Origin of the sequence: Nocardiopsis metallicus, from assembly GCF_014201115.1 — a bacterium.
Lineage (GTDB): Bacteria > Actinomycetota > Actinomycetes > Streptosporangiales > Streptosporangiaceae > Nocardiopsis > Nocardiopsis metallicus.
On record NZ_JACHDO010000001.1, the window covers coordinates 2,801,079 to 2,814,381 of the forward strand.

Here is a 13,303-nt window from a genome sequence, read left to right on the forward strand (position 1 = left end):
GTGGGCCGGGGCTGGTCCTATCAAGGGGAGGACTAGGGCCATGTCACTGAAGACGGACATCGTCGTGGTCAACGAGTTCAGCGTCCCCCTGCCCGGAGGCCAGGGCTCGCGCGGGGGGACGCCGGGGGCGTATGTGACCCGGTACATGGCCCGAGAAGGGGCGACCGAGTCCCTGGCACCGATCCAGCGTCTGCGCACCGACGACTTCATTCTGCGCTACATGGCACGCGACTCGGCGGTGGAGCGGATGCCCTCGCGCCGGGAGGCGAAGTACGAGATGCGCCAAGCTCAGGGGAATGGGGGTGTGGCCTTCGGCCACGGCTCGGTGTCCCTGTCCGACGAGCAGCTGGGGTCCGCCAGCGCCGACATCCAGCGCCTCTTCGAGGGTGGGCACACGGTGATGAAGACCGTGCTGTCCTTCGACGAGGCCTATCTCAAGCGCCAGGGCATCGTGGATCCCGACTTCCACTGTGAGAAGGCCGGTGACTACCGCGGCCATCTCGACCAGATGAAGCTGCGAATGGCGATCATGCACGGGCTTGAGAGGATGGCCTCGGGCACCGGTGGCTACGACGACCTCCGCTACGTCGGGGTCGTGCAGGTCGATACCGAGCACGTCCACTGCCACCTGGCCATGGTCGACGCCGGGCCGGGGCGGCGGGCCAAGGACGGCACGCAAAAAGGCAAGCTGCTCGACCGGCACAAGGCCCGTCTGCGCCGGGGCATCGACGCCTGGCTCGACGAGAAGCAGCCCGTGGTCCACCTGTCCAGCGCGGTCGGCTATGAGCGGCGCAATGTCACGACCTACATCAAGCGCTGGGCCCACGATCGGATCCGGTCCGAGGCCCTGCCGCAGTTCGTTTTCGCCTGTCTGCCGGTCGACCGGAGCCTGTGGCGAGCCGGGTCGAGGGCGGCGTCGATGCGCAAGGCCAATGCGCTGGTGACTGAACTGGTAACCGAGCAGCTGGCCCGCCCCGGCTCGCCGATGCCAGCGGCCATGGAGCGCATTCGCGACTACGCCGACAACCGACGGGCCAACGAGGACTTGTCGACCGAGCAGTGGCAGGCGCTCATCAATCGTGGCCGATCCCGGATCGTCGAGCGCGCCGTCAACGGCGTCTACCAGCTGTTGCGAGCTATGTCCGCCGAGGAGCTGACGGTGCGCACCCCGATGCTCGAGCTCATGGGGATGGACTACGAGCGCATGGCCGTCGCTGCCGCCGACGAGCAGGCCCAGGGCGAGAGGGCTGACGACCTCATCTCCTTCGGCTTCCGTCTGCGCAGCTATTCCTCGCGCCTGGCCCACCACCGCCGCCAGGCCGAGCACAACCGCAGGCTCGCCCTGCGCTGGGAGCGCTCGGACGCCATCGACGTCGCCGCAGCGCACTCGCGCCCCCTCTACGACCACTACCGCTTCGAGCAGCGCTGGCACGAGCAGGTGATGGCCAAGTACCAGCACTTCCTGCCCTTCCTCGCTGATTCCAGCGCCTGGCACGAGGAGCAGCAGACCCTCTCCGACTACGGTGCCCGGCTCCTGTCTTTGATGGGCCTGCGTGCCGACGCCTCGCTGGCGCGGATGAAGGACGGCGAGGAGGCTGAGCAGATCGGCCGGCAGGTCTATGACCAGCCCGGGGGTCGGCACCTGACCCAGGGCAGGGCTGGGCGGGCCGTCCTCGACGGCCGGATCGCGACGATGAAGCGGGTCTACGACGAGCGGGTCGCCGATCTGCGCAGCCGGTTGTCGGGCTCGGGTCTCGTTCTTGAGATCGGCGTCGACGAGACCAGGGCCGATGCCGTCACCGACGAGGCGGTCATCGTCGAGGGGGCCAGCCACGACTTCGCGGAGGTCAAGGCCCTTGACCTCCATCACCTCGGCTACGACTTCGTCTCCGATGTAGAGGTCGGGCAAAGGGCCGGGCGGGCGTTCCTGGCCGCGGCACGGACTCGGAGACAGCTGGTCTTGGCAGCGATGGACTACCTCGAGGGCTCGGGGCAGTCGGCGACGATCGTCGAGTTGCCTGTCGACGACGTGGCGGCGATGACGCACACGGCGCGGGCGCTGTCGGCGGGGCGGGCCGAGAGGGGCAGGTTCGTTCTACCTTCGCGCATCGCCGAGCTGCGGGCGGAGCAGGAGGGGGCCGAGGCTGCACGCCGGTCGAAGGCGTCCTCGCTCGATGCAGAGCTGGCGGTGCGGGTTACTGCCCGGGTGGACCAGGCCGTACTCGAAGCGAGTGCCGCACCATCTGATGCCAACCAGGATCGTCAGCACGACTCCTCTAGATTGATCCCGACGAAAGACTAAAAGTCATCATTCAATGGTTGCCAATGATCTATCATAGTACTATCGTGACAAGTGTTCGATGGCGACTCAGTTGATCGACTCGGACGACGTCACTGATCACGACCGACCTGTTGACAGGCGTAAAGGGGAACGATCATGGCTTACCTCCCGGGCGAAGGCGCGATGACCAACATCAACCTCATCGTCAAGACCCACTTCAACAACGTCACCAAGAACGGCAAGAGCCAGTTCCTCGACGCGATGGTCGACCACAGGGACCCTCGCGGCCCCGGCCAGAGCAACCTCCACCTGGTCTCGCGGAAGCAGGAGCGCGACGGCAAGACGTATTACAACAACGGCGCGGGCTACTCGATGGACCAGTTCGAGAAGATCAAGGCCGCCGCCGGGCCCAACGTCGAGCCTGTGACCAACAAGGACGGCGAGCCGATCGGCGCGGCCTTCGCGGTCAAGGCCAGCGTCATGCCGGCCAAGGGCGGCCTGATTATCAACACCAACAAGGAGATCGGCCAGTCCGACTTCAAGATGGAGCCGAACACCCTCAACGACCAGTTCGAGTCGATGAAGGCGGCCAAGCAGGCCCGTCAGGCCGAGAAGGCCGCCGAGGCCCAGCAGGCGCAGACCGCCCAGCCCGAAGCGATCCCGGCCCCCGCGGCCTCGGTCGCTGAGCCGGAGCCCTCGATCGGCTGATCGGGACCGGGCTCACGAACGGAAGGCTCGCACCGGGGTGCATTCCCGGGGTGCGGGTCTTCGCCCATTTCGAAGGGCTGATGCCTGTGGGAGGAGACACGACATGGGACCCGAACAGATCGAGATGCCGTCACTGATGGACGCGGCGAAGGTCTTACTGGACGACTCGGTGCATCCCACGTCAGCCGAGCAGGCCCTGGTGTCTGAGACCTGCCCGTACAAGTTCGAGATCGACGAGACCGCCCCTCAGCAGGTGGCCAACGAGCGCAGGCCGGGCCTCGGCGAGTGAAGGAGTGTGGAGACGATGGCAGGAATCGACACCGGTGACGTGCCGATCTACGGAGAACCCGCGACCGGGGCGCGCCATGAGACCAAGACCGGCAGCGTGCCCATCTACGGTACGGATGCGAGGGCTCCCCCGCCCGCGCGCGCAGCCAGGCGCGAGGAAAGGACGGGCGACGTCCCTGTCTACGGACGCTCCGGGGCGGGAGCGGACCGAGGGGCGAGGGCCGGGGACATGCCGGGCTACGGCCCGGCTCCGGGACGGGGCCGGTCCCAGAAGCCGTCGCGGACCGAGCGGGTGGAGACCGAGAAGCAGATGCTGTCGGCGGGCCTCAAGGGAGGGGTCGCCGGCAGCAAGCTGGGGGCGAAGGCGGGATCGGTCGTGCCGGGCCTGGGCACGGGAGCCGGAACGGCGATCGGAGCGGCTGCCGGGGCGAGCGTGAGCCAGGCCAATACCGCGAGGAAGGCCGGGAACCCGCGTCGAGCCTTTGCCACGGCGATGCCGCTGGGCGGAGTCGTCGGGGGCGCGGTCAACGCCAAGCTCGCCAAGGATGTGCGGACGGCCAGGGAGATCGAGCAGGCCGAGGTGAGCGGCAAGGCGCGGCTGGCCCAGCCGGACAGCGCGGAAGTGCCGACGAAGAAGCCGCCGGTCAGCCAGCGGATCAAGGATTCGAAGGTCGGCCAGCCGGTCCAGTCCGAGAGCTTTAGGGACGCGGCTACCGCCGCTGACCGAGCGCGTGCCTCCGATGCGCAGACCAAGGGCGCCGCCGCGGCGAGAAAGGGAGCGGCCACCGGCGCCTACTGCGATGTGCGTGCGGAGATGGCGAACCGGGCCCGCGCCTAGGCCGAGCCTGAAGCGACCGACGAGTGGCTGTCGGACACCGCTTCGCGGACGCGATCGGCAGGTCGGCCGGTCTCGGAGACGTAAGACTACCGGTTCGAGGGCCAGGGCCAGCAGGGCCTCGGCCGAGAGTGCGGCGGCTGAGGCGCAGGACTGGGGACCACCCAAAGGACCCCGGGGAGTCGCTCCACGAATTCTTTTATAGAGTCATCCTAATGGTCTATTGCGATAGTGTTTTTACTGGTGTTTCAATTAAGACAGTCAGACGGTCGGGGGCGATCCGGTAGATGTTCAACGACGAGAGGCGTGATGCGGCTTACCCGACCCTGTCGAAGCTGTCGGACCCGTTCAAGCCGGCCGAGCGCGAGATCGTCGGCCGCAAGCGGGAGCAGATGCAGGTCATGGCGGGAATGGCGCGGCCCGAGCTGTCGAACGTGCTGCTGCTGGCCGAGGCCGGCACGGGCAAGACCGCACTCGTCCAAGCGGTGTCGGTCCAGGATTCGCAGCGCCGCTACCTCGAAGTCGACCCCGCGCGGATGATCGCCGAGGCAGGCGACGGCCAGCAGATGGCCGCCCTGCTCAAGCGCTTCTTCGACGAGGCCGAGGAGTTCCACCGGGTCGAACAGGAAGAGCTCGTGCTCTTCATCGACGAGTTCCACCAGATCATCCAGCTCTCCGACGCCGCGACCGAGGCGATCAAACCGGTGCTGGCGGCCTCGGGAACGCGCGGGATCCGGATCATCGCGGCGACGACCTACGAGGAGTTCCACAAGCACATCTCGTCGAATCAGCCGCTCGTCGAGCGCCTCCAGCGCATCAACCTCTCCCAGCCGGACCAGGCGACGACAGTCAAGATCCTCAAGGGGATGGCCGGGCGCTACGGTGTCGCCGACCAGTTCTACGACGACCACATCTTCCAGCAGATCTACGAGTACACCCAGCGCTACGTCCCGGCCAGCTCTCAGCCGCGCAAGTCGATCCTTGTGCTCGACTCGATGGTCGGCTGGCACCGGATCACCGGTCGGGCCATGGACCGCGAGTTGCTCGCCGACGTGATCATGGAGTCGACGGGCAACAACGTCGACGTCCGCGTCGACGGGGCGAGGATCAAGGCCGAGCTTGACGAACGGGTGTTTAGCCAGGACCTTGCCACGAGCATGCTCGCCCGTCGTCTGCAGCTGTCGGTGGCCGACCTCAATGACAAGAGCAAGCCGAGAGCTTCCTTTGTGTTCACTGGGAGTACAGGCACTGGTAAGACGGAAACGGTCAAGCAGTTGGCGCACCTCATCTTCGGCGACGACGAGCGACACCTCATCCGATTCGACATGACCGAGTACGCGAGCGAGGAGTCCTACGCGGTATTCCGCTCGGAGCTGACGAAGCGGGTGTGGGACCGGCCCTACTCCGTGCTGCTCTTCGACGAGATCGAGAAGGCGAACTCGATCGTCACGCGCATCCTGCTCCAGGTCCTCGACGACGGTCGGCTCTCCGACGACAACAACCGGACCGTGAGTTTCCTCAACACCTACATCGTGCTCACCACCAACGCAGGCTCCGAGATCTACAAGACGATCGCCAACTACGCCTCCTCTGACACCGGCTCCGGCGAGAACCTTGTCGAGTATCAGAAGCTCATCCGGCGCTCCATCTCGCAGACGACCGGAGGCAACCGTTTCCCACCCGAGCTGCTGGGCCGCATTGACGCGATCGTGCCCTTCCAGCCGCTGTCCGAGGAGACCCAGAAGAAGATCGTCGCTGGCAAGTTGCGCGGGGTCGTCCAGGAGGTCGCCGTCAAGCACAACGTGCGGGTCGACGTCTCCAAGAAGGTGCTGCAATACCTCGTCGAAGACAAAGGCGAGTCGGACTCCGACGCCGGCGGCGCACGCGCCGCGGTCGCCAAGCTCACCGACGAGGTGACCACTAGCATCGCGACGTTCATCAACGAGCACCCCGCCGAACGACGGGTCCGGGTCGAGGTCGCAGGAAAACTCGTTAGCGACCACAAGCACCTACTCAAGTCCGATGCGCGCATCGTCGTCAGCGCCCATCGAGGCTGAATTTCGCAGGTCGGCGTCTTGCCTCCCTCTCACCTGAGGCCGGCGAGGTAGTCGTGCCGCGTGAAACGACCTGCCCTCACGGTGTGCACCGTGAGGGCAGGTCGTTCCCATGTGTGAGGTCTACCCCTCCCCGGTGGGCCTGTGAGCGTGGGCCAGGCCCACCCAGCGGGCAAACAGATCTTCCAGGGCCTGTTCAGCCTCCTGCTCGGACACCGGCCGGTCGACGCCCACAAGCTGGCGCACCCACTTGTCCCCTGTCTCACGAGCGGCTCGACTGTAGAGAGCCTCGATCTCCCTCTGGGTCGGCCTGTGGGCGTCAAGTGCACTCATGCTTTTACCTTCCTTGTCGGCACTCATGGTTGTGGAGCGTTCGGTGAGGACGGCTCCCCAAGGGGGACCCCTGAGAGCGGTGCTTCGTGACACCTCGCAAGCGTGACCTGAGCCACTCGCGATCGATGGTGAAGTCGTCGCACGCGTCGTGGATGTGCCACAGGAAGCCGTGCTGTTCGGCGGTGCAGGGATTCTCGCGGTGGACAGCCAGGGCGATGGCCTCGGCGGCTGGCTCTCGCGCAGATGCAGGGTGTGGGCGGGGCCGTTCAAGGCGTGGCTGACCGATCCATCAAGGGTGCGGCTCGGGGCCACGCACAGCAGAACGTCGCTCATCCCATGACGCCATGCAATGGATCTTTCATTGTCCATTGACTGACGCGAACGATAGGATCGTTAATCAACCAGTCGTACTATGTTTCGTCCAGTGAGGGGATCGACATCCATGGCCATTCCGGGCATGACGGCGGCCAAACGCAAGAAAGAGCGCAAGAAGAAGCCGGACGAACTGCTGTCCTCGGTCGTACACGAGACCGCGACGGCGGGGGTCGTGGACCTGCTCAAGAAGAACGAGAAGTTCGCTTTCCCCTCCGGGACCGCTTGGGTGATGCTCGGCCTGTCCTCTGAGGCCGTCGGCGGGCTCAGCCGCCGCCAGAGCCGAGACGAGGCCAAGGGCTCGATCATCAAACTCATCGAGAATGACGCGATCGAGACCGTCGCCACCGCAGAGATGCTCGCTGAAGAGGTCTTCGGCGTCATCCCAACCGTCTCCACGCTCCAGCGGATGGACGAGTACTCGCTGCTCACAGAAGCTGAGTACTCCTGGGCCGTGGTCTGGGAGACCGGTGAGGGGGACCTGCACGTCGAGTTCGTCGGTGATGCGACCTTCCCGCAGACACAGCAGATCGCCGCTGGCACCCTCAGCCTCGAGCAGGCGGTGGGACGGCAGGCCTGGGCCGACCATTCGGGGCTGTCGGGCGCCAACCCCGCCGATGCCCCGGCCTCTGATCCGACGCAGGCGACGGACATCGTGGACACGCCCGCGGACGAGGACAGCGACGAGATCTTCGCTTCGCCGAACGAGGACGACTCCCCCACTGATAACGATGATGATGCGCCGGTCTTCGACGACCTGGACACCGACGAAGAGCCCGACTTCCAGGTCCCCGAGCCGGAGCCGATCGGCGAGCCCGCACCGGCCTCCGAAGCTTCCGTGGCGACGGAGGGCCCCGGGGACGAGGGCTTCGGCATCGAAGAGATCGACGAAGACGACACCGCCGTGGACGAACCGATGTCTGCCGAGGCAACCGAGGGCGTCTACGCCGACGATCAGGAGACCGTCCGCGACGGTCTGGCTCGGCGTTTCCTGCCCGAGGACCTGGATCTGGGCATTCGACTCGACGAGTTCAACCGCACGTTCTCGATCGGGGCCCCGGCTGTCCAGCTCGAGGTGCCCGAGGGCGCGAGCGAGTGGCTGGGCGACCAGGTCGCCCAGCTCAGTCGGCAGGCCAACGCCGACCTGGCCGGTCTGCGCTATCAGCACGAGGACGAGCTGCGAGCCCTCTACGTCAATCTCATGTCCACGCACATCGAGCAGGTCATCCGCGTGGTGGCCACCGATCGCGAGGACAGCCGCTACAAGCAGCTCATGGACAGCATCGAGGCCAAGCATGCCGAGAGGGTCTCGGAGAAGGACGAGAAGGTCCGCAAGGCCAAGGCCCGGATCGTCACCGGCTACGAGGAGCACGTGAAGGTGCTCGCGGAGAAGGCCGCGAAGGACGCCGAGGCCCACTACCGGGAACGCAACAAGACCCGGGTCGAGAGGCAGCAAGCCGATGCGGTCGTCGAGATCGATCGGGAGATGAGCAACGCTTACACCCACGATCTGCAGGAGATCCTGCGGATCCGGCGCAACGACGCCAGCCTCAAGCTCCAGGTCGGCCAGACGCAGATCTTCAAGGTGCTCGCCGAGCGGCAGAACGAGAACCTCGCTGCCGAGCAGGATCGTCTGGACCGCTGGAAGGACGAGATCGGCCGGATCGTCGCCGATCACCGCGGCGATGACATCGCCCGGACCGAAGCCCTGGCCGAGCAGCTGGCGCGCACCGACGAGCTGGCTGCGGCCCGGTCCGAGCATGCCGCCGCGCTCGAGGCCCAACGAGCCGAGCACGCCGACCGGATTCGCCGGACCGAGGAAGAACTCGACCTCGCCCACCAGGCGGCGATCACGAAGATCAAGGAGCGCGACGCCGAGTGGGGCAAGGACTTGTCGGTGGAGCGAGCCAAGACCGAGACGTTGACCAAGCAGGTCCAGGCCCTGCGCGAGGAGAACGCGGCGATCGAGAACCGCGCCACGGAGTTCGCCGAGCGACGTCTGCAGGCAGTCATGGCCGATCGGGACGCCGCCGACAAGAATCTCGAGCGCTTCGCGGTGCTTCAGCGGCACGCGAGCTGGCTCATCCTGAGCATCATCGTCGGCGGCGTGATCCTCGGTCTGGGGGTCGGATTCATCGCAGGGACGCTCGTGACCAACTGAGGGCAGGGGCAACGAAGCACACGGGACGGAAAGCCACGGCGGTGCCCGGTCCACCCGGAGCACCGCCGTCGGCATCAGAAGGGCATCCGAGAACGCAGGACAGGATTCGCACGCCATGGGACTGAAAGCACTGCGGGCCAAGCGGCCCACCGCCTCCACCTGGGAAAAGATCAGGGCCAGACGGCCGGACGAGACGCTGAGCAACAGGGACGTACACGGTGGCCAGCAGCTCGACCGATCGACACTGGGCACCCGGCGCTCGCGCACCCCAGGATTCATCGGGGCGGCCATCACCGGCACCGCCGTCTTCGCGCTGGCATGGCTGGTCTACTCGATCCTGGCCACTCTCTTCATCAGCGTCTCCGGCGCCCTGAGCGGGGTCAGCATAGGCGCTCCGGCCGAACAGCCCTACTACGTCAAAACCCAGGTCAGCGAGGGCGGAAAGTCGGTGACCTGCTACAAGCAGACCGACGAGACCGGATCGCCAGCCCCCGGCGGGAAGTGCTACGGCAGCGCCGAAGAGGTGCCGAAGCCGGACTCGTACCAGGGCGAGTCCGAGACGAGGGGCACCGATGAGCCCGCGACAACGACCGTCGGGGCCCAGCTGGCAACCGTGACCGGCTTCAAGCTGTTCATGACGGTAGGCACAGGACTGGCCGTGGCCCTGGTCATCTCGACCCTGGTGACCCGACGGGTCAGCGCCGAGAACCTCATGCACGACACCGACGACATCAACCAGCACCAGAACGACCAGCACATCGCGCTGCCCGAAGAGATCATGGAGAAGTTCGACTACTTCCCCGACGCCGGTGCGCATTCGGCCGTGCAGGTCTCGTCAGTCATCAGCCACACCATGCTCAAGAAGAAGGGCCTGGGTACCGTTGATCTCGTCGAGCGGGCCGAGGACGACATCATCGACGAGGACGGCGAGATCCTCTACTACGCCGGCGACCCCCTTGAGGACACCGACGGCAACGTCAAGACCCGGACCGTCCCACTCATCGACGAAGACTTCGGCGAGGCCCTGTTCGAAGCATCCGGCGTCCCCGACGTCAAGGGCGGCGACGGCAAGCCGCTGCGGAAGCGCTTCGACACCACCGTCATCCCGTACAACCCGGACGGCAAGGCGCGGGAGAAACTCGGGAAATACAAGACCGTCGCCGACCTGATCAAGGACGACTGGACGTTCCCCGACTACGAGGTCCAGCGCCCGGCCGGGGCCTACATTGTCGACACCGCTCCGGTGAACACCATGGTCCTGGCGATCACCCGAGGCGGCAAAGGCCAGACGATCATCGAGCCGACCCTGGACATGTGGAGCCGGGAGAAGCGGCCGTCGAACATGATCATCAATGACCCCAAGGGCGAGCTGTTGGTCAAGAACTACGTGCCCTTCGTCATGCGCGGGTTTGAGCCGGTCCAGTTCAACCTCATCAACCCGGTGAAGACGAACATCAACAACCCGCTGGGCATGGCCGCCGACGCCGCCCGAGAGGGCGAGTCGACCAAGTGCGCCCAGTACGTGGAGAACATCAGCGACGTCTTCTTCCCCGTCTCCGGCGGGGAGGATCCGGTGTGGCCCAAGGCCGCCGGAAACTCATTCAAACGCGCGGCCTACGGCCTCATCGACGTCTACATGGAGGAGGAGCGGGAGCTGCGCGAGTTCACCATGGCCACCGACATGCCCCCGGAGGTCCTCGAGCAGCGCCTCGACGAGATGTGGGGCAAGGTCACGCTCTACAACTGCTACCAGATGTTCGTCCAGCTGACGTCGAAGAAGATGAAGAACCCGGAGGTCGAGCTCGAGAAGCGGGTGAAGAAGGGCGAGTTCGACAACGACGAGGAGGGCCTGCAGGCCGAACAGCGCCGGGTCGAGGCGCAGTCGCCGCTGTGGGAGGGCAAGCCCGAGCAGGACATGCTCACGCTGTACTTCAACGCCACGGCGGCCCTGCCAACCAACACGGTGCGCACCCTCATCGGCAACGCCGACAACGCGCTGCGTGCGATGGCCGGAGCCGAGAAGATGATCGCGAGCGTCTACGGCATCGCCCTGACCGCGATGTCGTTCTTCTCCGACCCGACGATCTCGCGCCTGACCTCGGGTCGGCCGTCGCAGACGACCGACCTCGGCAGTCTGTCCTTCCCGCGGCGGATGGGCGTGCGGTTCTCGCAGAACTACCTCAAACGCGACAACCTCATGCGCGAGATGCTGGCGAAGTGGTCGGCCTATTCCGACCCCATGTTCTCCGAGTCGCTGGGCAAGGACTTCGAGCATCAGGACGTCGTCACCCCCGAGGGCTGGGCCCGGTACTACTTCGAGGGAAAGTTCCCCACCGACGAGGCCTGGGTCAAGCTCGAGCTCGTCGACGCCCAGAAGCAGATGCTGGTGCGCACCTTCTACTTCCACTTCAAGAAGAGCTACCAGCTTTCGCTCAACGGCCGGCACTTCGTCAAGGAACAGGTCACCGGCGAGAAGATCGTCAAGGACGGCGTCATCCGCGAGCTGCGCCCGGTACGCGAGGGCGGCAAGGCCAACGGGACGATCCTGTCGTTCGAGCCGTCGAACACGACGTACCCGCAGGACAAGCTCAATCTGGCCGACTCGGTCGTGCCCGAGCGGGTCCAGGGCAGGGCGCGGGCGATCCAGCAGACGATGGTGCGGTACTCGGAGAAGACCAAGGCGGTGTTCCTGGTGACACCGCCGCACCTGACCCAGTACGCCCAGATCGTGCTCATCCTCATCAAACAGCTCGTCGACCTCAACTTCGACAAGAGCTACATGACCAAGAGCAACCAGAAGCCGCTGTACAAGACCCGGTTCATGCTCGACGAACTCGGCAACCTGTCCAGTGACGGCGAGGGTATCCAGAGCTTCCAAACGATGTTGTCCATCGGCCTCGGCCAAGAGCAACAGTTCACGCTCATCCTTCAGACCCTGCAGCAGCTGCGCGACGTCTACGGGGACTCCGTGGACAAGATCGTCCAGGGCAACACCTCGAACATCATCTTCCTCAAGTCGACCGACGACTCGATGCTCGAGACCCTGGAGAAGATGAGCGGCAAGACCCATCGGGTCTACCGCGACTCCAAGCAGATCACGCAGGACATGAACAAGGTCATCGGTGGCAAGACGCAGGGGGCCGTGTCATACACGATGAGCGCACAGGAGGAGCCGCTCATCAAGTTCAACGACATGTACTTCATCCCCGAGCGCAACAGCATCGTCTTCCGCGCCGGCGACGCGCCGGTGTGGAACCGCAACGAGACGATACTGCCGATGAGCTGGCGGCTGTTCAAGAACACGATCCGTCACGCCGGCCACGACGAGTACACACTGCAGACGATCCCGACCCTGTCGACGGCCGTCGACTTCGACGTCAAGCTCAATCAGCCGGACTTCAAGAAGCTGCTGGACAAGCGGATCTCCCAGGCGATGTGGGCCGCCGAGGCCAAGCAGCAGTACCAGGACGCCTACGGCTATGAGGACATCGAGATCGCCCGTCTCGATCCCGACCTCTACGCCGACGAGGTTATGGAGATCATCCGCGGCCTGGCGGCCAAGGACGAGGGCCTGGACCCCGATGCGGCGGTGATGATGGACCCGGACGACTACGAGGCCTCGATCATGACCGACGACGACCAGTGGATCGAGAACGTCGAGCTGGCCGCCGAGGTCCACGACCTCGAGGCCGACGAGTCCAGGCGTGAGGAGCTCATCTACGCCGAGGGGCTGGTGAGCAAGGGGATGCTCGTACACCGCAACGGCGCGGCCAAGCTCAAAACGCTCGACGTGCCGCTGGCCGAGGCCTACAAGCACGTGATGCTCGAGATGCAGCACGACGATGAGCACTTCTCGGTCGGCGGCGATGGTGAGCTGCGCAGCGCCGACGGGTCGGTGGCCTACATCTCGCCGGTGCGCTCGGCGACGTACTCCGAGGCGGCCCAGCGGATCAACGGGCACCTCGATGACAAGGACTCCAGGGCCTTCGCCGAGCAGGAGCTGACCGAGGAAGACCTGCGCAGCCTGGCGACAGTGAAGATCCACGCGGCCTTCTACCAGTACCTCGCTTCACTGGAGTCGTGGGAAGTGCTCGCCGAGGGGGCGTTCGACCGGGCCATGGCCGTTGAGATGCGCCAGGAGACCCATCCGGCGTAGCGCGGTGTCGATGAGGGGCGCTCCCGGGCTGGACGCGGCCGGGGGCGTTCGGTCGTCTCTGGGGCTTAGGGGGATCGGCGATCAATAGTGACTGAGATGCTTATTCAAAGCAGTC

8 protein-coding genes are annotated in these 13,303 nt (G+C 65.5%); 7 read left to right on the plus strand and 1 reads right to left on the minus strand.

Features of this window, described 5'->3' with window-relative positions; all coding sequences use genetic code 11:
- The first annotated feature begins 40 nt into the window (after positions 1–40).
- The 5 genes from mobL (at position 41) to HNR07_RS11990 (ending at position 6,169) form a co-directional block, all read left to right on the plus strand.
- Positions 41–2,302: a relaxase MobL gene (mobL, locus tag HNR07_RS11970; RefSeq protein WP_184365028.1), complete on the plus strand. Its 2,262-nt coding sequence runs from the start codon at positions 41–43 to the stop codon at positions 2,300–2,302.
- A 135-nt stretch (positions 2,303–2,437) separates the two neighbouring features.
- On the plus strand, positions 2,438–2,989 hold the full coding sequence (locus tag HNR07_RS11975; RefSeq protein WP_184365029.1) for a hypothetical protein: 552 nt from the start codon (positions 2,438–2,440) through the stop codon (positions 2,987–2,989).
- A gap of 103 nt (positions 2,990–3,092) precedes the next feature.
- Positions 3,093–3,278 carry a hypothetical protein gene (locus HNR07_RS11980; protein WP_184365030.1) on the plus strand — a complete coding sequence of 62 codons (186 nt, stop codon included), beginning with the start codon at positions 3,093–3,095 and terminating at the stop codon, positions 3,276–3,278.
- Positions 3,279–3,569: 291 nt separating this feature from the next.
- Positions 3,570–4,115 (plus strand): hypothetical protein, encoded by a 546-nt coding sequence (locus tag HNR07_RS11985; protein WP_184365031.1) that lies wholly within the window; start codon positions 3,570–3,572, stop codon positions 4,113–4,115.
- Positions 4,116–4,399: 284 nt separating this feature from the next.
- Positions 4,400–6,169, plus strand: a complete 1,770-nt coding sequence (locus HNR07_RS11990) for an AAA family ATPase (RefSeq protein WP_184365032.1) — start codon at positions 4,400–4,402, stop codon at positions 6,167–6,169.
- Between the two features lie 120 nt (positions 6,170–6,289).
- Here HNR07_RS11990 and HNR07_RS11995 read toward each other — a convergent pair whose 3' ends face one another.
- A complete protein-coding gene (locus HNR07_RS11995) occupies positions 6,290–6,499 on the minus strand; it encodes a hypothetical protein (RefSeq protein WP_184365033.1) in 210 nt (69 codons plus the stop codon).
- A 442-nt stretch (positions 6,500–6,941) separates the two neighbouring features.
- Between HNR07_RS11995 and HNR07_RS12000 the strand changes: the two genes are divergently transcribed.
- Together HNR07_RS12000 and HNR07_RS12005 are read left to right on the plus strand one after the other, a co-directional pair.
- A complete protein-coding gene (locus tag HNR07_RS12000) occupies positions 6,942–9,032 on the plus strand; it encodes a coiled-coil domain-containing protein (protein WP_184365034.1) in 2,091 nt (696 codons plus the stop codon).
- Positions 9,033–9,147: 115 nt separating this feature from the next.
- Positions 9,148–13,188 (plus strand): type IV secretory system conjugative DNA transfer family protein, encoded by a 4,041-nt coding sequence (locus tag HNR07_RS12005; protein ID WP_184365035.1) that lies wholly within the window; start codon positions 9,148–9,150, stop codon positions 13,186–13,188.
- The last annotated feature ends 115 nt before the right edge of the window (positions 13,189–13,303 follow it).

Bases quoted from the DNA above. Each gene is read 5' to 3' on its own strand.
- mobL (WP_184365028.1), top strand. From the start codon at position 41: ATGTCACTGAAGACGGACATCGTCGTGGTCAACGAGTTCAGCGTCCCC.
- HNR07_RS11975 (WP_184365029.1), top strand. From the start codon at position 2,438: ATGGCTTACCTCCCGGGCGAAGGCGCGATGACCAACATCAACCTCATC.
- HNR07_RS11980 (WP_184365030.1), top strand. From the start codon at position 3,093: ATGGGACCCGAACAGATCGAGATGCCGTCACTGATGGACGCGGCGAAG.
- HNR07_RS11990 (WP_184365032.1), top strand. From the start codon at position 4,400: ATGTTCAACGACGAGAGGCGTGATGCGGCTTACCCGACCCTGTCGAAG.
- HNR07_RS11995 (WP_184365033.1), bottom strand. From the start codon at position 6,499: ATGAGTGCACTTGACGCCCACAGGCCGACCCAGAGGGAGATCGAGGCT.
- HNR07_RS12000 (WP_184365034.1), top strand. From the start codon at position 6,942: ATGGCCATTCCGGGCATGACGGCGGCCAAACGCAAGAAAGAGCGCAAG.
- HNR07_RS12005 (WP_184365035.1), top strand. From the start codon at position 9,148: ATGGGACTGAAAGCACTGCGGGCCAAGCGGCCCACCGCCTCCACCTGG.